The organism is Pedobacter polysacchareus (assembly GCF_019802255.1).
GTDB classification, from domain to species: domain Bacteria; phylum Bacteroidota; class Bacteroidia; order Sphingobacteriales; family Sphingobacteriaceae; genus Pedobacter; species Pedobacter polysacchareus.
Map to the genome: position 1 here is coordinate 599849 of NZ_JAHYSS010000005.1, position 21455 is coordinate 621303.

Here is a 21455-nt window from a genome sequence, read left to right on the forward strand (position 1 = left end):
ATTGATTTCTCGTAAATTATCGATTAGCGCAATCAAATGAATAGAAGTCATTTTTTAGATTATTTAAAAGGCATAGCCATATTTTTAGTGGTTTGGGGCCACTCCATACAGCATTTTAGTACAGGTTACGAGACTTCGGAGAATGGCTTGTTTATGTTCATTTATTCCTTCCACATGCCTTTATTCATGACGATCAGCGGCTTTCTATTCGCTTTCAGTAAGAAAAGGAAGGAGCTGGAACTGATGGTCAAAACAAAAGCGACTCAGTTGTTGATCCCTGTATTCAGCTGGGCAATTCTTATGGTCGTGCTTTCCTATTATAAAGAGCTGTTTTCCACTGATCTGAAACATGGTGTCCTCCTTTTTATTAAATCTTATATCAGTATTCTTCCCTACTATCTATGGTTTTTATGGGCACTTTTTGTGATTTCCATATTAGTTTCAGTGATCGCCAGTAAGTTTAAGGATAGGGTCACCTTACATATTCTTGTATTTGGCTTGCTACTGTGTTTAACGGATCGATTTGGCCTGATGTACATCAAATTCATGTACCCATATTTTCTATTTGGCTATTTTTACAACCTGTACCGCGAGAAGTTTGTCGCCTGGGAAAAGCCGCTGACTTATTTGAGTTTTGTAGTCTTTCCTGTTTTATTGGTTTTCTTTTGGGCTAAAGAAGATCTGATCTATCAAAGTGGCATGTCTATATATAAGCCAGAAGTACTCAAAGTAGTCCTGATTTCATTGAAGCGATACGTGATTGGATTTACAGGTATGGTAGTGGTCGTAACGATTTTAAAGAGAGTGCTTTACTTCCCAAAATTCACCTTTATTACTAAAATGGGTACACTGAGTTTAGGGATCTATATTATTCAAACCATTCTCTTTCAAGGAATAGACATTTTTGCACCGGTCAGTACGATGAACGATTACCTCTATACTTTTGGGTATACGCTGGCATTGTCGGTAGTCATGGTTGTGATCTGTATGTACCTGACTTCGATCATCAGCAAAATTCCAGTGATTGGAAAAGCCTTATTTGGAGGGCGATATTAAATATAACCCCCAAATTAATACGGCTTATGGGTTATTTTTATGGAGCGGATTGAAAAACATTAAATGGGATAGACCTACCTTTTAGTTTTAAAGTAATTACACCATGTGCCGGAACTTCATAGCTCAATTGTTTGGATTTAGCTGTTGGTAAATCCTGGTGCTTCCATAAATCACGGACCTGATAAGGCTTCGAAGTATCGATTCCTAAACTATCCGGTTCAAAGCTAATGCTTGCCGACTGTTTGGACCTGTTGAATAGGGTTACCGCAACTTCTCCGCTCATGGTAGAAATCAATGGTTTTGCCCAAACTTCCAGATCTCCTGTTTTTTTCAACCTGCGGGATTGATAACCTAGTGGATCCTGATTGAGCGCGATGATCTCCTTATTGGTTACGAGTTTTAAACTTTCTTTAGACATCGTTCTTAAATCATTCCCTAACAATAGGGGAGAGTTGAGGATACACCACATGGTAAAGTGTGATTTGTCTTCTTCTGCACTCATGCCGCGGCCCACTTGCAGCATGTCCATATCATTGACATGCCCCGGAGAACTGTATTTCCATAAATCTGCATTTTTATCGATAATATGTAGAATGGATTCAAATTTATTGTCAATGTCTCCTGAAATACGCCATGAATCTGCGATATTCACTGCCCAGATTCCTGGAAACTGCCAGCGGCAGATGTTAAAAATAACCCCAGGTTTTATACTTTTAATATGGTTTGCAATTTGTGTGTAGCGGATCTCTTCATTTAATTTCAACTGCTCTCCACCACACCAATCGATTTTGATAAAATCATAACCCCAGGTGTTCAGCATCAGGTTTAAATCCCGTTCATCATGACCATACAATCCTGAACCTACGCCTACAGTATCTTTATCCCAGATGGACGCACAGGTGTTTATCCCTGCCTCCGCATAAATTCCTGCTTTCAAACCCTTGCTATGGATATAGTCGGCAACTGTTTTCATGCCATTAGGAAAACGTCCGGAATGAACCAATAATTCTCCTTTTTCATTTCTGCCTCCGAAAAAACCATCGTCAATATTTACAAAATGATACCCTGCTGCTTTAAGTCCGGTGGAGATCATGAAATCAGCCTGGGCTTTGATGATCTTTTCATCAATTGCGACACGGAAATTATTCCAGCTGGACCAGCCCATAATCGGTGCTGTCGGTTTTGAAGTTTTAGTTTGTGCAGTAAGATCTGTGCTAAAAAAAGAGAGTAAAAGAAGGAAAGAAAAAACTAAGGATAAAGGTTTACGCTGCATTGATGTAAAGGTTTATGAGGCTAATATAGAAATTAAAAGGATTTGATTTAAAAAGGGTGGTTTTTATACTAGTTCCGAAACTCAGAAAGGAAGTCAAACAGGCTTAGCTCTGCTGGAATTTGAAGCTTCTTCCTTAGTCGGTAGCGACTGATTTCAACCCCTCTTGGCGAGATCTTCATCAGTTGTGCAATTTCCTTGGTAGACAGCCCCAGTTTTAAATAGGCCGCTAATTTCAAGTCGTTATTGGTCAGGTTGCTGTATTCCGCTTTTAAATCCTCCAGGAAATTGGCATGTACCTTATCAAAGTAGATAGAGAACTGCTCCCAGCTTTCTCCGTTTTTTTCTTCGGAAGACAACAGCCTGATGATTTTTCTTAAATTATAAAGGTTCTCATCGGAAGGAATATTGGTATTTAATTTACTGAGGTCGTTTTTGATTTTCGTGATCAATTCCTGTTTTTGAACCAGGTGCATAGAAGTAGAGGCCAGTTCAGAATTTTTGATCTCTATTTCCGTGATCAGCCTTTCATTTTTAAGTTTAATAATCTCCTGTTCAGATTTATCGATTTCCAGCTGGTGCAGGTATTTCATTCTGTCCTGTTCTTTCAGGAATTCCTCCCGCTGTTTTAAAAACTTCTTTTGCTGTCTTTTATAGATTAAAAAGATCAGCCATACCGCAAGTGCAGCATAAAATAAGTAGGCATAAATGGTTTGATACCAGGGTGGTAGAATCACAAATTCGTAGTTCGTAACCGCAGATTCTTCCCCGAAATTATTCCGGGCCTTTACCTGAAAAGTATAACTGCCATAGGGTAAATTGGTATAGTCTTTTTCCGTTTTTCTACTATACTCAGACCATTTACTATCGAATCCTTTCAGGTAATAACTGTAGGTAATATTGGTCTGGTTTTTCTGCAATACTGCTGCAAATTCAAAATGGAAAGAATTGGAACTGTATTTAATTTCCGGGATATGCTGCTGTGTTTTCAGGTCGTTCACTTCTCCGTAATAACCGGCAAAAAGCAGGCTGTCGGTCTTGCCAATGGCTTTTACCACATTGATGCGGACTACTGGTTTACTGAGGCCTTTTAAGTACTTTTCATAATTGATGTGGTAAAATCCCTTCTGTGAACCCACCAGAATATTGTTTTTATTGATCGGGTTGACATGCTCAAATCCGCTCACCAGTTTCCCATTCATTTCCGGAATATAGATGAGCTTCGGTTTGCCGGAAGAGAAATCACAGACCCCTAATTTCTTGTCCTGCACAAACCAGACATTCCCATCTGGATCTTCTTTTAAATAGCGGATGTATAAGTCGCCGAAAACGGAATTGAACAATGGGGAGGGTTCAAAACGGTCGCTTTTCTTATTGTATTCATAAATGCCTTTTTCTGTGCTGACAACTACACGGCCTTTCACTCGGTAAACATGGTTATTATAAGTAGAAGGGAGCTGATCTGCCTGGGTGTACAGCTTGATTTTCGGTGCATTTGCTGTGCTCAGGTCAATTCGGTATACGCCTTTATAGGGTTGTGAAGCCCAGATCACCTGATCTTTGTCTACAGTGGTAAACCTCGCTGATTCATTAAAACCTTCAATTTTTCCGATCGGGGATAAGGCTTCATTAAAAATATCGATGCCATTGTAATTGCCCGCCAATATGACCGGCTTTCCTTGAAGCTGGTAGCTCAAAAAGTTCCAGTAACCTTTGCCCTCCGCGAATTTAACAGCGCTATTGCCTTTAACCTCAAAAGCACCTTCGTGTTTTCCAAGCAGCAGGCGATCATTTACGATATTCATGCCCCAGGCTTGTCCTTCAGAATGCTCCAGGAATTTAAAATTATCTTGCAGCAAGCTGATGTCGGCACCAGGTTTTACCGGGATTTTAAAGAGTGAACCGGAAAGGCCAAGGTAAAGGTTGTCCTGGTACAGCATGGAAGTATGGCCTACACCTTCACTGAAAACCTCTGGATTCAGGTGCCTGATCGCATCATTATTTGCGATGAAATCAATGCCATTGTTCAGTCCGAGCCAAATGTTTTGCTGCTTGTCTTTCAGCATACTCAAGATCACATTACTCTGGAGACCTAGTTTTCTGGAAAAATTATAAAGAATGTCGCCTCTTTTGTTGACGATGTAACAGCCGCTGATATTGGTGGCCACCACCAGCATGTCGTTATTCAAACGGAAGGCTTTGGCGACTTGTTTGTTGCTGTATTTTTCCGACTTATAGCCCGGTAATTTGCTTAAAGTATTGTTGCTGATGGTGTATAGTCCATGCTGCCAGCTGGACAATAACAGCGTATCTGGCGTGTAAGCAGATATAGAGGTCGCCCAAAATCCCCCTTCAGGGATCGCATTATTTAAAAAAGGAAGCCATTGCTGGTCTTTATATTGCAGCAGTCCTTTCTTTTTATCCTGTGCGATAATGGTTTTATTGGCCATTCCCAGGAAGATCCATTCCGATTCATTTGGGTAGACCGTGATTTTATTTCCAGCCAATTTGAAGATGCGTTTTCCGGAGCGGAAGAACACTTCATTGTTGAGGGCCACGATGTCCCAGATGTCGGCAAAAGATCGGTCGGCAACAGGAATTTTATCAATCAGGCTGTGGTATTGCAATTTCCCATTCTCCGCAGGAGAAAAATACCCGAAATCACCTTGTGCACCAACGTATATTTTATGGTCGTCCGCAATAGCGAGGGAGCGGACGATTGTTTTATTGGAGATGGGATAGGTCTTCCAGTACGTTCCATCAAAGCTGAGCAGCCCTTCATTATTGGCAAAATAAAGCATGCCATTCCGGTCCTGCTGGATCGCCCAGTTTTGAGTGCCCGCACTGTAAGCCGTTTTTTCATAATGACTGATATCCGGTAAGCCAATTGGATTTTGTCCGAATGAAAAGCTGCTGAAAAGAAAAAAAAGGAAAGTGAATAGCTGGTTTAGTTTGGTCATAATGGTCGAAATAAAAATAGCTATAAATTGTAGAGTTTTCTTGGTTTAGGAAAAAAAACCTTGTTTCTAGCTATTTTATCGAGGTATGATGTAGTATTGATGTACCCCTAAAAACACTGTGGAAAGGAACACTTGATACCTTTACCCTTCAACAAACCAAATATAAACTTTATGAAATTTCTAAAATCTTCGTACCAGGTGAAGACCTTGTACCTGCCGGTTTTGCTGGCTTCGTTTTTAATTTTCGGCTGTAAGAAAAAAGAAGGAGAACTTGGAGAAGCGGCAAAAGCTTCCTTTAAGGTGACTCAGGTTACAGGCAAAGCGAATACCTTTTTACTGCAAAGTACTTCAGAAAACGCTTACCGGTATCAATGGGATCTGGGCGATGGACAAGGGCTTTCGGCGGGTACTGCAAATAAGGAAGCTTACTTCTTAAAAAAGGGGGATTATAATGTGAAACTCTATGCTTATGGTCAGGGTGGTTATGATATCGCTACGGCAAAAGTTACGGTGGCTAATGATGACCTTTCTCCAATTTTAAACAGTGAGACCTTTAAAAAACTGATCGCTCATTCCTGGAAATTGGATCCAAATTCCCTGGCGCCAATTACGGTAGGTACGGAGAACAATCCTGCAGAATATTTTGGTGGTGGTTCATTAGCGGCTTGTCAGGCAGATGATGTTTATACTTTCTCTTTTGTAAACAATGATTTTAAGATTACTTACAATGCGAATGGGGCAACCTTTAATGCGGGAAATGTGCAGCCGAATTATGCCTGCGGCGCTGACCGTTCTTACAGCAATGTTTCCTTTAACTATTCTACGGTAGTTGCAGGTGCTGGTTTAGCGACGATTACCCTTCCGGGAGCTGTTCCTACTCAATTTATCGGTGTCACTGATGTGAGTTCGAATAATTATAGGATCATCTCGATCACAGATACAGAAATGGTCCTTAGAGGTGGAAAAGCCAATGAAACCGTGTTTCAGTTCCGCTTTGTGAAGCAATAACCCCTTTTGTTTAAGTTTTAAAAATAAAGAAATGAGAAGAATTATACAATTAATAGTCTTTTTGATCGGTACCTGTTTTTTGCAGGAGGCTAATGCCCAGCGTTGGTCTGTATCTGGAAAGGTAACCGACCCAACCGGCGTTCCTATGCCCGGTGTATCTGTATTGCTGAAAGGCTCAACTGTAGCCACTTTATCCGATGGAAATGGCAGCTATACCCTAAGTATTCCTGAAAAAAGTTCCATCCTGGTCTTTAGCTATATCGGCTCGAAAACCAAAGAAGTAGTGGTTTCAAAAGCAGGAGTGTACAATGTGACGATGGAAGATGCCGCAAACGACCTGAATGAACTGGTGGTAGTCGGCTATGGTAGTCAGCGGAAATCAAGTGTAACCGGATCTATCTCCACACTGAACGACAAGGAATTATTACAGAGCCCGGTGGGCGATTTAAGTAATGCATTAGCCGGGCGTGTTCCGGGGGTAATTACCAAGCAGCCAGCAGGTGAGCCTGGTGCAGATGCAGCGCAGATTTACATCAGGGGTAACGCCACTTTCGGCAATGCCACAATGGAGCCATTATTTGTGATCGATGGTATCGTGCGTTCCTTCCGTGATTTTTCACAAATGGATGCGAATGAAATTGAATCGGTGAACGTCTTAAAAGATGCCTCTTCTGCTGCAATTTTCGGTGTGAAAGGTGCGAATGGGGTGGTGTTAGTGACTACTAAGCGTGGTAAAATAGGTAAAGTGAGTGCCAGTTATACCATGAATTATGGGGTGTCGCAAGTGACCAGACTGCCTAAAAATCTAGGCTCTTATGAGTACGCGGTTTTGTTTAACGAGGCAAAACTGAACGACAATCCAAATGCAACTCCTGAGTTTTCTCTGGAAAGACTGGATGGTTTTAGAACAGGTTCAGATCCTGAATTGTATCCAAATACCAATTGGATGGATTTAGTACTTGGTGGAACTGCACCAAGAATGCAGCATAACGTTTCCCTGAGCGGTGGTACAGAAAAGGTGAAATATTTCACTTCATTGGGGTATTTGAATGAAGATGGTTTGTATAAATCATTGAATTACAAACGCTATAACGTGCGGTCTAATTTAGATATTCAGGTGACCAATACGACTCGTTTCTCTGTGGATTTGTCTGGCAGAATGGAAAACAGACAAGCACCGCCTTCAGGTGGAATATTTGAACACACTTTGCGTAATCCGCCGATTTACCTGGCAAAATTCGCAGACGGACGTTTAGCTAGCCCGGGCTCTTACCCAAATCCATTGGCAATGATCTCTGAAGAAAGCGGTTACAACAGAACTTCCAGCAATTACCTGCTGAGTAATTTTCAATTGGTTCAGGACATTCCTGGCGTAAAAGGATTGTCTGTAAAAGGGGTGATGGCATTTGACCGCAACTTCAGCTACAACAAAACCTGGAATGCATTCGTGCCTTTATATGTGAAAAATGCAGACGGAACTTTTGAGAGTTCTGCACCTTCAAAATCTTCTCTTTCTAAAGATTTTGGTGAGGGACAAGCCTTAGAATTTCAGGCACATTTAAACTATGAAAACCGTTTCGGTAAACATGGAATTTCTGCCCTTGCTTTATTCCTGCAAAAGGAAAATCAGAGCAGCGGTTTGCGTGGCGCCAGAAACTCTTATACCAGTTCTGCATTGGAGCTGATCAATTTTGGCCCGGCAGAGAATGAAGTGCTTTCTGATCGTGAAGATAAAACAGGTTTAAGAAGTGCGGCAGTACGTGTGAATTATGATTACGACAATAAATACTTTATCCAGGGTAGTTTAAGACGCGATGAGTCCGAAAACTTTGCTCCTGGTAAAAGAACAGGTTATTTCCCGGCAGTATCTGCAGGTTGGTTAGTAACGGCAGAGGATTTCATGAAAGGGATTAAAGCAATTGATTACTTAAAAATCAGGGGATCTTATGGTCAGCTGGGCAGTGATCGTATCCCTAGTCGATTTGGGTATTACAACAGGTATGATCTAGTGCCAAATAATTATCCTTTTGGCGGTACGCTATCCAATGGCTTAATGCCAGGTGCTGTAGCCAACGCCGATGTAACCTGGGAGACTTCCACTAAAACAGATATTGGTTTTGAAACCAGGTTCCTGAACAACCTGATCGGTGTGGATTTCACTTATTTCAATGAAGAACGTAAAAACATTCTGGCCACAAGAAGTTTATCCGTGCCCTTGTCTTTTGGAGCGAACCTGCCTACGGAGAATATTGGAAAAGTACGGAATAGGGGTGTCGAATTGGTGTTGAGCCATAACAACAGGCTATCCAATAACTGGTCATACTTCCTGAGCGGTAATTTGACTTATGCAAAGAATAAGATTATTGAAGCCGCAGAAGCTTCGAATGTTCCTCCAGGGAAGAAAATAACTGGTCGCCCGAACGGTGGTCAGTATGGCTATAAAGCAATTGGCATTTTTAAAGATATGGAGGATTACAACAACTCTCCTAAAACCAGTGCCTTTATGTCTTCGACCGGGCCTGGCGACATCAAATATCAGGACATCAGTGGCCCGAATGGTGTTCCAGACGGTATCATCGACGATTTTGATGTGACATATTTAGGAGGAGGCTCTCTACCTGAAATCATGTACGGTATCAGTGGAGGTGTGAATTACAAAGGTTTTGAGGTCAGCTTTTTATTACAGGGTGCGGCAAGATCTCAGCAGATGCTGACCCAGAATTCTGCATGGGCATTTTATAATAGCGGAACGGTAACGGAAGAATGGCTGGACAGATGGACGCCTGATAATACCAATGCCAGCTTACCAAGGTTGGGACTCAATGCCAATGGAAACAATTATGTAACCAGCAGCTTCTGGTTAAAAAATGCAAGTTACCTGAGGTTAAAGAACGTAGAAGTTGCTTATACCTTCAAGAATGAGTTTTTAGCGAAGCTGAAATTAACCGGGGTAAGGGTGTATGCAAATGGACAAAACCTGTTTACCATCACGGATATGAAGAATGTGGATCCTGAAAATACCAGCAGTTTAGGTTGGTACTATCCACAGCAAAAGATCTTCAATTTTGGGTTAAATGTTCAGTTCTAAGCCCTGCGGTATAAATAATAATTCATATTAAATCAGCATATATTATGATGACTAGAAAAATAAAATGGCTAATCTGCTTCGCATTTGTCGCTTCAGTAGCCTATTCCTGTAAAAATGTATTAGATGTAAAGCCTACCAATTTCGTGTCTGATGAAGCTGTTTTTAAAGACATTACTTTAACCAATCAGTTTGTCACCAATATTTATTCGAGTTTATTGAGCGGTTTCGACCGCCGTGATGCCGGATTGGGACAGGATTGGTCGGTCGGTTTTGGCTTGCTGGATATGGCAACCGACGACATTGAAGGGCATGCTTCCCTAAATGTAAACCTGATCCAGGCCGGAGATTTGAACAGCTCTAATTTTAACTTCTCTACAGAAATGTGGCAGGCCAATTATGTGCTGATCAGAAAGGCAAATATCTTATTGGCTAGAATTGACGCAGTGCCGACAACAGAGACGGCATTGAAAGCCAGATTAAAGGCTGAAGGACGTTTCCTGCGTGCTTTTGGTTATGCAGAGCTGATCAAAGCATTTGGCGGCGTACCTTTAATTGTCACAGAGCAAAAGATTTCTGAGGATCTGGAAGTACCGAGAAATTCTTATGAAGAATGTGTTAAATTTATTGTAGCAGAATGCGATGCTGCGGCGGCTGATTTGCTCCCTATCTATGGTGAATCTGACCTGGGCCGTGCTACTAAAGGTGCCGCATTGGCACTTAAAGCAAGGGTTTTACTCTATTATGCAAGCCCGCTGAACAATCCTGCAAACGACCAGACGCGCTGGGCAGATGCCGCTAAAGCAGCAAAAGAGGTGATGAATCTGAATGTGTATGATACCCATCCTGACTTCTATCGTCTTTTTATGGACAAGCAAGGGAATAAGGAAGTGATTTTTGCCAAAAAATATGGCAGACCGGGCAGGATTCATGAAACTGCCTGGAAACTGGCGATGAGTATTGAAGCGCCTTCTGTAATTGGTGGCGCCTGGGGTGGTTTTCATGCCACTCAAAATCTGGTTGATTGTTATGAGATGAAAGATGGTAAATCCATCAATGATCCTTCCAGCAGCTATGTGAAAAATGACCCATATAAGGACCGCGATAGCCGTTTGGACAAATCCATATTGAGAAATGGATCAAGCTGGAAAGGGGTAACCGTAGAAACGTTTGAAGGTGGAAACGCCAATAAAGTCTCTAACGGCGACCGTACCAAAACCGGTTATGGCTTGAAGAAGTTCATTGATGAGAAGTATGTGACTGCTGCTGATGTATACCAAGGTGCGGATAACGACTGGATATTTATGCGTTATGCAGAGATCTTATTGATTTATGCAGAAGCACAAAATGAAGCTGTAGGTCCTGATGGAACAGTATTGGAAGCGATCAATAAGGTGAGAAAAAGAGCGGGACAGCCAGACCTGACCGCAATGAGTAAAACTCAGATGAGAGAAAAAATCATCAATGAGAGAAGAGTGGAACTGGCTTTTGAAGAACACCGTTTTTATGATGTGCGCAGGTGGAAACTAGGATCTACTTATTTCAATCAGCCAGTAAGGAAAGTGAAAATCATTAAAAATAACGATGGCAGCTTTGTGTATACAGATGAGATTTTGGAAAACAGACAGTTCAAAGAGCACTATAACCTGCTGCCAATTCCTCAGATTGAATTGGAGAGAAACAGAAAATTAGTGCAGAATAAAGATTATTAACCATTAATTGGATATCATGTTTAGAAAAAGATTAGCTGTTGTATTATGCTTCGCTTTCCCCTTTATCGCCGCAGCTCAGGATGTAAAATCCGGGGCTGCGATTAAAGTGGCAGTGAAAAAGGAAGGAGCTGGATATCAGCTGATGCGTGATGGGAAACCGTATTATATAAAAGGAGCAGGGGGAACGGGCTATATGAGCCGCATTGTCGCTTATGGAGGGAACTCTGTGCGAACCTGGGATACCAAAAACGGGAAGCAGATTTTAGATTCTGCACAGAAATATGGACTTACGGTATTGATGGGTTTGCCGGTTACCGCAGAGCGTCACGGTTTTAATTACGATGATCCGGCAGCAGTAAAAAAACAGTTTGAAAAGGTTCGTGCGGAAGTGCTGAAGTTCAAAGATCATCCGGCATTATTGGCCTGGGGGATTGGCAATGAGCTGAACCTTTCTTACAAAAACCTGAAGGTTTGGGATGCCGTGAATGAGATCGCTAAAATGATCCATAAAGAAGATCCGAATCACCCGGCCAGTACGGTATTGGCAGGCATCAATAAAAAAGAAGTGGACTATATTAAGGAGAATGCCAAAGCGGTTGACATTTTATCCATCAACACTTATGCTGGCCTGACAGAACTCCCTCAGCAAATTGCTAAGCTGGGTTGGGAAGGTCCGTATATGGTGACAGAATGGGGGCCGACTGGTCATTGGGAAGGTTTAGAGACTTCCTGGAAAGCACCGATAGAAGAATCGAGCAGCGAGAAAGCCGCGGTTTATAAAAGAAAGTACTTGTATGGGATCGCAAATGACAAAGAAAAATGCCTGGGTTCTTACGTATTTTTATGGGGACAGAAGCAGGAAAGAACACCTACCTGGTACGGAGTTTTCACAGAAAAAGGGGAAGAATCTGAGGTGGTAGATGTGATGCAATTCCTGTGGTCGGGGCATTATCCGACAAACAAAGCGCCTCATATTTATGCTTTTCAACTGGATGGCCAAATGGCACTGAACAGCGTGCATTTAAAGGCTGGTGGAAGTTATGAAGCGGTAGTGGATGCCATAGATCCAGATAAAGATCAATTGACGTACCGCTATGAAATGCTGCCAGAGGCGACAAAAGTAGGAGAAGGTGGAGATTATGAAGAAAGGCCTTCCGCAGTTTCCGCTGACCTTAAACCAATGGGAAATGGAAAGGTTCAGGTGACTGCACCTGCCGGGAAGGGCGCTTACCGTCTTTTTGTTTATGTGACCGATGGCCACAATAATGTTGGTACAGCAAATATTCCTTTTTATGTCAACTAATAAACTATTAAATTCAAGCGTATGAAACCTTTATTCAATAAATACAGCTGGCTGCTGGTCTTCCTGATTCCTTTAATGGTCTATTGTAAAAAGCCAGATAAACCTGTTGTTTTGTCGAACTTACAGTTGTCGGTGGAATTGCAGAATGATGGTTCAGGATTGGTTAAAGTGACGGCTACTGCGGAGCAGGCAGACCGTTATTATTTTAGCTTCGGCATTAGTGATAACGAAGAAGCCGTTCGTACGACCGATGGAAAAGCCAGTTTTACCTACACAGCCAGTGGTGCTTATGTGGTAAAGGTGACCGCTTATGGCCCAAATAACAGCTCTGCTGTAGTCACGAAAAACATTGATGTAGTGGTTGCCAATGGCGATGCAGGTTATGTGACACCAGAAAGTTATCCGGGAATGAAGCTGTCCTGGAAGGATGAGTTTACCGGTACTGCATTGAATACCGCAGACTGGACACAAGAGATTGGCAATGGCACCGATGGCTGGGGTAATGCAGAACTCCAATATTACCGAAAGGAAAATACCAGCATTGCCGATGGTTACCTGACGATTACTGCAAAAAAAGAAGCTTTTGGCGGTTTTCAGTATACCTCTTCAAGGTTGAAAACTCAGTACAACAAGAGCTTTAAATACGGAAGGTTAGACATCCGCGCGAAGCTTCCAAAAGGGCAGGGGATCTGGCCTGCAATCTGGATGCTAGGTGCCAATATTGACGAGAAAAAATGGCCGTATTCCGGCGAAATTGACATTATGGAATTAGTGGGCGGAGGGCCAGGAAAAGACAATACGGTATATGGTACGATTCATTACGACAATGATGGGACTTATGCACATATAACCAAATCTTACGCTTTGCCGAAAGGTGATTTCTCTGAAAAGTTCCATGTGTTTTCATTGTTGTGGGATGAAACAAAACTAACCTGGTTGGTGGATGATGTGGCCTTTTATACGCAGGACATTACCGCTGCAACATTCAATGAATTTCATGAGCCGTTTTTTATCCTGCTGAACGTAGCAGTGGGTGGAAGATGGCCGGGAAGCCCTGATTCTGCTACTTCATTCCCTCAAAAGATGATGGTAGATTATGTGAGGGTCTTTCAAAAACAATAATTATTTGACTGAATGATACAATGTAGCTATTCGCCAGTTCTTTGAATCGTAGTTTGTAAACTTGAAGTCGCAAAATGCGACATCAAGCTGAGGAGAGAGCAGAAAAAAAATGCCCCCGGAAAGCAGTTAACTTTCTAGGGGCATTGGCAAAATAACACCCGTTTTACATTAAAAACAGGAATGATTATTTTGCTTTACTGGAGTTTTCGAGTGCGTCTTTGTAATAATTTGCGTTCCACAGTTGATAACGGTTAAACTGCTGTTTCAGGCGATTCTGAAATGAGGTCCAATCTCTGCTTTCCTTGCTGCTCCAAACTACTTCACTTAAAGCAGACATCCTTGGGAAGATCATATACTCTATTTTGGAAGGGTTGTTCATATACTCCGTCCACACATTGGCTTGTGCACCAAGAATATATTTTCTGGATTCAGCAGGCAGAGCAGCAGGAATAGGCTCATAGCTGTACACTTTTTCTAAAGTAGTCAAACCTGGCATCGTTAAGGAGTCTCTTTTGGCCGTTTGGGCGTAATCAAAATACATATAATTTCCAGGGGTCATGATCGCATAATGGTTTTGTTTGGCTGCTTCAATTCCTCCTTCTTCACCGCGCCAGCTCATTACTGTTGCATTAGGAGCAAGGCCACCTTCTAAAATCTCGTCCCAACCGATAATGCTTTTCCCTTTTTTATTGATGTATTTCTCCATGCGCTGTACAAAATAGCTTTGTAATTCATGCTCGTCTTTCAGCTGATGGTCTTTCATGCGCTGCTGACATTTCGGGCATTTCTTCCAGCTGGTTTTCGGACATTCATCACCACCGATGTGAATGTATTTGGCTGGGAAAAGTGCCGCTACTTCGTCCATGACATCCTGAAAGAAGGTAAAAGTCTGCTCATTTCCTGCACAGAAAACTTCGTCAAAAACACCAAAGGTTTCCTGAACTTTGTATGGTCCGCCGGTACAACCTAAATAACTGTAGGCGGTTAATGCTGCCGAAGCATGACCTGGCATTTCAATTTCAGGAATCACCGTAATGTATCGGTCAGCAGCATATTTAACTACAGCTTTGATTTCCTCCTGGGTGTAAAATCCTCCGTGAGGGATATTGGTATTTCCATTGCCTGGCAGGAAACCCGTGATGGTTCCTTTACGTTTCGAGCCTATTTCCGTCAACTTTGGATACTTTTTAATTTCAATTCTCCAGCCCTGATCGTCTGTTAAATGCCAGTGGAAATAGTTCATCTTGTGCAGCGCCAGGTAATCAATGTATTTTTTTACAAAAGACACTGAAGAAAAATGACGGGCTACATCCAGGTGCATCCCTCGGTATTGGAATCTTGGTTCATCTTTGATTTTCACAAAAGGAACCACTAAAGTTTTGCCTTTTCCGTTCGGATCAAGCAACTGAATCAAGGTCTGAACGCCGTAAAAAATACCTTCTTCGGTAGCCGCGCTAATGAAAACACCTTCCTTTTTTACTTCAAGAGAGTAGTTTCCAGTAGTTTGATTAGTTTCAGCAGGTTTACTGCTTTCAGCGACTTTGCTGGTTTCACCTGTTTTTCCGGTTTTATGGTTCAGCGCAAGGTAGATGCCTGGTGTGGCATTTGTCTTACTTTGTTTCAAACTAAACCCATAAAACTGGCTTAAATAAGCATTTAAAAAGGAGGCTGATTTTTCTAAACCTTGCTGCTTAAAGACCACAGGAGTTTTGTCAGACAAATTAAAAGCACCCTTGGAAGTACTATTGACTTCCAGGGGTTGAGGTATGATATTAAATTGGGCATGTAGTTCTGCTTTTAACAGCAGCAATGTAAAAAGGCAAAGCAGGAATTTGTTCATTTGTGTGTGTTTAACGCTATTGAATTATAATTTATTAAAGTAAAAGTCATCGCCATAAGCGGTTCCGGCAACTGGCTTGTACATGTAAACGGTGACTGACGAATTGGTGGCACCTGTAGTGAAAGTCACGGAAGAATTGGTATAGCTCGTAGCGGTAATTGCCGTGTTTACGGCAGCACCACCATAGTTTTTAACACCGAACATCGCAGATTGTCCTGCAGTACTTACCTTTCCATAACCTCCAAAAACGTAAGTCGTATTAGGGCTCAGACCGGTAATCACTTGTTCCAATGAAGTTTCGCCACCTTGCTGTCTGATCGCTTTAGCACCAGATCTGAAATTGGTCGTCACTACAGCGGTATTGCCTGCTGGATTCCAGTTGCCCCATGGTGCCAGCGCAGCATCCTCAAAACCAGGATTACCAAGCACAGGGACTTCCTTATACACCCGGATATAATCTACATTCATGTTAAAAGGAAGATCCGCATTGGTAATGGCTCCAGGCCATCCTGCACCACCAGATTGATTTAAAATCAGGTAAAACGGCTTGTCGAACGGCCATTGTGAAGAGGTCGCACCGGCAGCTCTGTTATAGGTATACTGCAGGACATTGTTCACATAAAACTGAATGGATGAAGGGCTCCAGATGATGCCATAAATGTTATAATCTGCAGTGTTGTAAGCCGTCGTTTTGGTTGCGGAACTGCCGCCTGATGGTCCGGTAACTGATCCATTGTGAATCGTTTGGTGAACCGAATTCTCATAGTTTACATGTTCCATGATGTCTATTTCACCACTGTTTGGCCAGTCGCCATAAGAAACCGGTGTTTCCGGCATCATCCAGATCGCCGGCCATGAACCTTGTCCTTGTTTAAACTTTGCCCTGACTTCCACTTTTCCATATAAGAAGCTGAACTTTGTGGAAGTCTGAATACCTCCTGAATGGTAGGGAACCGGATCGCCGGGGATCACCGCATTGTCCATTCTCAATACCAGATCGGTTCCATTCTGAGCCACATAATCTGACGTTGAGGTCAGGTATTTTGCCCATGCTGGAGACCACCTCGGACTATAAGTCCATTTGCTGGCATCGAAACTGCCAGTACTGTTGAATTCATCAGAAAAAACAAGGTCCCAGGAAGAGCTTAGGGTAGCAAGTGCGGCTGTATTTTGTACAGCAACAGTGCTTGCCTGGTTTTTACTAGCGGGTAGATCCGGACTTTGCTGCAGCGCTTTTGAACAGGAAAACAGTAGGATGGAGCTGCCCATCAGGAGGTTCATCATTTTCATAATTCTAGGTTTAAGGTTTATATTGATTTATGGTTTATTTAATGATAGGCAATGGCGACCAGTAAAATTCATGTGTCAAATCGTTTGGTTTACCTTTTAATGGCAGCTCTGAAGGATCACGATCTGCGGCAGCTTTGGCTACAGTCTCCGTTCTGATCAGGTCAAACCATCTGGCAGCAGGCTCCGGACCGGCAAATTCCCAGCCTTTTTCTGCGACTACTGCATTTCTAAAATCTGCTTGGTTTAATCCTTTAGCTAATTCTCCTAAACCTGCTCTGTTTCTGACTTCATTGACAGCCTGGTAAGCGGTCTCATCTGGTCCTCCAGACGACATTGCTTTTGCTTCTGCATAAGTTAACAGTACTTCCGCATAGCGAATCATGTACACCGTTGCACTTCCCCACCAATCCTTCAGTTTATGGGTAGCCGGATCATAAGACTCATCATCTCTGTATTTTAAGAAATAAGGATGCTTGTGCGTCAGTTTAGTATAATCTACTGCTTTAGCTGGATCATTACCTAAGAAGTAAACCATTTGGTAAGTGGCCTCTTTTCTTGGGCCTGCAGGGAATTTATTGTAGAATGCGATCTCTCCGAAAGCCTCGTCCCATCCACCTTCTTCACCAGGGGCAAAGTTCGGAGGTCCCATCTGACTGCCATTACCCCAGTTGTCCCCGTAATCCCAGATGCTCGGCATGTTTTTATTGTAGTAACAGGCAAATACCGCTTCTTTATTGAACCTGGAATCTTTATCCCAAAGGTCTGAATACGCATTAACAAGTCCATAACCCCAGGTTGCTTTACCATCTATCACTTCTTTGGCTTTTTTAGCGGCGAGGTCATATTTATCGGTTTGTTTCAATGGCCAGCCAGCCATAGTCAGGTATACATTGGCCAGCAATGCTTTCGCGGAACCTCTTGTAGGCAGAATATCCGTGCTGCCTTGTCGTCTTGGACCCGACCAGGCATCTGGCAGCATCGTTTCTGCTTTCTGCAGATCTGCAATCACTACATTATAGATTTCCTGTGGAGAAGCATTGTTTTGCGGCTCCAGATTTGCCTGCAGCGGCATCGGTACTGCACCCCAGGTACGGGTCAGGAAAAAATACGACATGGCGCGATAAAAATAACCTACACCAGCTGAGTTGTTCCGCTGTACTTCAGTAGCTTCTGTTGCTTTTGGGTAATTCTCAATCAGAGAATTGGAAGATTTGATGGTTTTATAAAAATAGCTCCACCAGATGGACATCCTGTCGTTGGAAGAGTTGGCCTGAAAGGTATCAAAATTAGAGAAACCCATTTTATTCCCACCGGCATGGGTAGTGATGTCATCACTGCCAAAGGTAGTGGCCAGTCCGCCGGTTTGATTCCAGGCCAGGTTATACGTTAAGGAAATACCCAGAGTGGCAGAATTCAGGTCTTCAGCAGTCTTGTAAAAAGTTTGAGGAGTGATGCTCCCTTTCGGATCTTCCTTTAAGAAATCTTTCTTGCAGGAGGAGACAAGCATTGCTGGTAGCAGGAGGGTAACTATGTATTTTTTCATTGGAATGGTTTAAAAGGTTAGATTAAGCATAATGGTGAAGGTTTTTGGAGAAGGGTAGGCCCCTAAATCAATACCAGCATCTGAATCGCTATTCGCGGCAGTTGAACTGGCCTCAGGGTCAAATCCTTTGTATTTAGTGATGGTAAATAAGTTCTGACCACTTAGTGTAAGTTTTGCATTGCCAAATTTCATCATGCTTTTAGGGAAATTATAGGATAAGCTGACGTTCTTCAATCGGGCGTAAGCTGCGTTTTGAAGGAACTGCGTAGATTCGATGTATTCTTTTGCAGTACTCGTCGGATTTGCCCAAACGGAACCTGTATTTTGAGGTGTCCAGTAATCGGCTGCTGCGGCAAGTGTTGGATAGGCGACATCGCTGGTGGCAATTGCTGACGCTGCATAGGTAGCATTGAACATTTTATGGCCATAAGCACCTTGGATAAATACATTCAATTCAAGATTCTTATATCCAAAATTATTGTTGAAGCCCCATTGTACTTTTGGCATGGCATTTCCTGAGATCACCATATCTTCAAAGCCAATCGTCCCATTTCCACTCACATCAGTGTATTTATAATCACCTGCTTTATGTCCATTCTCATTATTTTGGTACACACCTTCCCATGGAATCAGGTAAAATGAACCCAATGGCTGTCCGACCTGGATCACCTGGATAGGGGAATTAATTAAACCACCACCGATTTGGGCGCGTCTGATCATGGTTTGATCACCAAGGCTGACCACCTTATTCTTATTCAGGGCAGCATTAAAGCTGGTGTTCCATTTGAAGTCGGTATGGTCAATGGCATTGAAATCTACCATAAATTCAAAACCTTTGTTGTTCACTGCACCAATGTTTTTTAACAGCGTGCCACCTCCAAGATAATTGTCGATCGGGGTAAACAGCAGCAGATCTGTGGTGTTTTTATTGTAGTAATCCGCTGTGATGTTCAATCTCCTGTTGAAAAAGCTCATATCAACACCGATATCAGTCTGTTTTGTCGTTTCCCATTTGATATCTGGTGTATTTGGATTACCCAGCGTATAACCCTGAAAAGAGGTCGTACTGCCGTAAGAATAATTTACCGGACTCAATAAACCCAAAGTACTGTAAGGGGCAATAGATTGATTTCCAGTTACTCCCCAGCCTGCTCTAAGTTTAAGAGCAGAAAAAACATTGAGTTTTTTGATGAAGGATTCTTCAGATAGGTTCCAGCCTAAACTTGCTGAAGGGAAGTTACTCCATTTATTGTCTCCCTGAAACTTGGAAGATCCATCTCTTCTAATGGTTACTGTGGCCATGTATTTTCCATCATAACTGTAGGCAGCTCTACCCATAAACGATAGGATGGACCATTGAGAATAACCGGATGAAATACTTTGAGCGGTGTTCAAACCCAGGTTATAATATCCGTTGGAAGTAGTGCTTAAACCAGATCCGTTTGCACTAAAGCTACTGGATGTGTTTTGCGTACTCTCTTCCACAGCGGTGATGGTAAGGTCATGTTTTTCATTAATGACTTTATGGAAGGTCAGGACATTGTTGTTCTGGAAGTTGTAATTTTCGGAGAAACTCTGTGCGGATTTCATGTTTCCCTGGGAAATCCAGTTGTTGGTAAGAGAAGCTGCTTTTGACAGGTTCAGGTCTAATCCAAAAGTAGAAGTAAAGGTCAACCAGTCGGTAATGTTATACTTTAGGTTGGCGTTCATAGTGGCCACATTAGCAAACACATTATTGTCGCTTTCCATGCTGGTCATATATGGGTTTGGCCAGATAGGGGACAATCCGTTTCGGTTGTATTGTTTGGTCGCCTCGTCATCATAAACTGGCTCTGTAGGTGCCCAGGCGATGGAAGCCATCACCGGATTCGCTTTCGAAGTTTGCAGTCCGTTGTTTTTTGAATTGATGCGCTGTGCAAAAAGGTTGACTCCCAGGGAGATTTTACTGTTTAACTTCGCCTCCAGATTGGTACGTAATCCAAATTTCTTTTGGTTGGTATTCACCAGTAATCCATCCTGATCAGTATAAAAACCGGAAACATAATATTTTACGTTTTCAGATCCTCCATTTACAGAAAGCTGATGATTTTGGGTGATGGCATCTTTAAAAAGCAGGTCTTGCCAATCTGTTGTTTTACCAGCGTAGGATTCTGGGTTGGGAATTACCGGAGAACCTGCCGCAAGGTTGGCCATATTGGCATAAGTCACCGCATCCATGAGTTTGTATCTTTTCATCGGACTGCTGAAGTTGACGAAACTGTTGTAGGCCACTTTTACGGCACCCGATTTCCCCTTTTTAGTAGTCACAATGACAACGCCATTTGCGCCTCTTGACCCATATATTGCCGTAGCTGAGGCATCTTTTAACACGTCCATCGCTTCAATGTCGTTTACATTGAGGTCCTGGATACCGATACTGCCCAGCGCGACACCGTCTACAATATATAAAGGTTCATTGCTGCCGCCGATAGAATTGGCGCCTCTGATCCTGATTTTTGCTTGTCCACCAGGTGCTCCAGAGCTTTGCGTAACGGATACACCTGCTACTCTTCCTTGTAATGCACTGGCTGCATTGAGCACAGGCTGATCTTTATAAGCGTCAGCTTTTAGGGTGGCAATAGATCCGGTCAGGTCTTTACGTTTTTGTGTACCATAACCGATAACGGCAACGGCATCCAGCGTTTTTACATCGGATTCTAAAGCTACTGTAATGACTTTTTGGTTGTTTACAGGCACTTGCTTTTCTTTCATCCCCACATAATTGAAAATTAACGTCGCATCCGCAGGCGCATTGATCGAAAATTTACCTTCAGGGTTTGTTTGTGTAGATATGGAAGCTCCTTTTACCCGCACCACAGCTCCAGGTAAAGGGGCGCCTTCATTGGTGACTATTCCGGTGATGACCTGCTGGGCATAGGCGGCGGTAAAGCCAGTGCAAATAAGGAGCAGGAGCAAGGTTAGTCGGAGCGTTACCGGATGTTTAAAAAAATAACAAGGGTGTAGTCGTTTGATCATAATTGATTTGGTTGTTTTTTTGAATAAAGAATTCGGGTTTTTGTTGGGTTTATAAGGATGGTGTCTGGTTTTTTAGATTGCCTTCGGTTTTTGAGGCCTGTCTTTATGCCGAGCCTGGATGGGCTCAGAATAAAACAGCGCGTGATCAGGCTGGTGTTTTCATGATATTTGGTTTAAGTGAGGTAATTAGCGATAAAATGTGCTCAACCGCTTTGCTAAGGTATATAGGAATAGCAGCCTGAAAAGGGGGT

General features: G+C 42.6%; 12 protein-coding genes. 6 read left to right on the forward strand and 6 right to left on the reverse strand.

Features of this window, described 5'->3' with window-relative positions:
- Positions 1 to 36: 36 nt before the first annotated feature.
- The gene (locus tag K7X70_RS17130; protein ID WP_222538193.1) at positions 37 to 1056 is read left to right on the forward strand and encodes an acyltransferase family protein; all 1020 of its coding nucleotides are present in this window, start codon (positions 37 to 39) and stop codon (positions 1054 to 1056) included.
- A 37-nt stretch (positions 1057 to 1093) separates the two neighbouring features.
- Here K7X70_RS17130 and K7X70_RS17135 read toward each other — a convergent pair whose 3' ends face one another.
- Both K7X70_RS17135 and K7X70_RS17140 read right to left on the reverse strand, forming a co-directional pair.
- Complete coding sequence (locus K7X70_RS17135) at positions 1094 to 2329, reverse strand: glycoside hydrolase family 27 protein (protein ID WP_222538194.1); 1236 nt, start codon at positions 2327 to 2329, stop codon at positions 1094 to 1096.
- A gap of 68 nt (positions 2330 to 2397) precedes the next feature.
- Complete coding sequence (locus K7X70_RS17140; RefSeq protein WP_222538195.1) at positions 2398 to 5286, reverse strand: ligand-binding sensor domain-containing protein; 2889 nt, start codon at positions 5284 to 5286, stop codon at positions 2398 to 2400.
- A 171-nt stretch (positions 5287 to 5457) separates the two neighbouring features.
- Between K7X70_RS17140 and K7X70_RS17145 the strand changes: the two genes are divergently transcribed.
- The 5 genes from K7X70_RS17145 to K7X70_RS17165 are packed head-to-tail and all read left to right on the forward strand — an operon-like array spanning position 5458 to position 13516.
- Complete coding sequence (locus K7X70_RS17145) at positions 5458 to 6294, forward strand: PKD domain-containing protein (protein ID WP_222538196.1); 837 nt, start codon at positions 5458 to 5460, stop codon at positions 6292 to 6294.
- Between the two features lie 31 nt (positions 6295 to 6325).
- Positions 6326 to 9382 carry a SusC/RagA family TonB-linked outer membrane protein gene (locus tag K7X70_RS17150; protein WP_222538197.1) on the forward strand — a complete coding sequence of 1019 codons (3057 nt, stop codon included), beginning with the start codon at positions 6326 to 6328 and terminating at the stop codon, positions 9380 to 9382.
- 44 nt (positions 9383 to 9426) lie between these two features.
- Positions 9427 to 11091, forward strand: a complete 1665-nt coding sequence (locus K7X70_RS17155; RefSeq protein ID WP_222538198.1) for a RagB/SusD family nutrient uptake outer membrane protein — start codon at positions 9427 to 9429, stop codon at positions 11089 to 11091.
- Positions 11092 to 11107: 16 nt separating this feature from the next.
- A complete protein-coding gene (locus tag K7X70_RS17160) occupies positions 11108 to 12394 on the forward strand; it encodes a glycoside hydrolase family 2 TIM barrel-domain containing protein (protein ID WP_222538199.1) in 1287 nt (428 codons plus the stop codon).
- Between the two features lie 21 nt (positions 12395 to 12415).
- Complete coding sequence (locus tag K7X70_RS17165) at positions 12416 to 13516, forward strand: family 16 glycosylhydrolase (RefSeq protein ID WP_222538200.1); 1101 nt, start codon at positions 12416 to 12418, stop codon at positions 13514 to 13516.
- Positions 13517 to 13700: 184 nt separating this feature from the next.
- On the opposite strand, the gene K7X70_RS17170 is transcribed toward K7X70_RS17165, so the two are convergent.
- The 4 genes from K7X70_RS17170 to K7X70_RS17185 are packed head-to-tail and all read right to left on the reverse strand — an operon-like array spanning position 13701 to position 21204.
- Positions 13701 to 15356, reverse strand: coding sequence for a beta-N-acetylhexosaminidase (locus K7X70_RS17170; RefSeq protein ID WP_222538201.1), 1656 nt, complete (start codon positions 15354 to 15356; stop codon positions 13701 to 13703).
- 24 nt (positions 15357 to 15380) lie between these two features.
- Complete coding sequence (locus tag K7X70_RS17175) at positions 15381 to 16646, reverse strand: family 16 glycosylhydrolase (RefSeq protein WP_222538202.1); 1266 nt, start codon at positions 16644 to 16646, stop codon at positions 15381 to 15383.
- Between the two features lie 34 nt (positions 16647 to 16680).
- Positions 16681 to 18189 carry a RagB/SusD family nutrient uptake outer membrane protein gene (locus K7X70_RS17180; protein WP_222538203.1) on the reverse strand — a complete coding sequence of 503 codons (1509 nt, stop codon included), beginning with the start codon at positions 18187 to 18189 and terminating at the stop codon, positions 16681 to 16683.
- A 9-nt stretch (positions 18190 to 18198) separates the two neighbouring features.
- Positions 18199 to 21204 carry a SusC/RagA family TonB-linked outer membrane protein gene (locus tag K7X70_RS17185; RefSeq protein ID WP_222538204.1) on the reverse strand — a complete coding sequence of 1002 codons (3006 nt, stop codon included), beginning with the start codon at positions 21202 to 21204 and terminating at the stop codon, positions 18199 to 18201.
- Between the last annotated feature and the right edge of the window lie 251 nt (positions 21205 to 21455).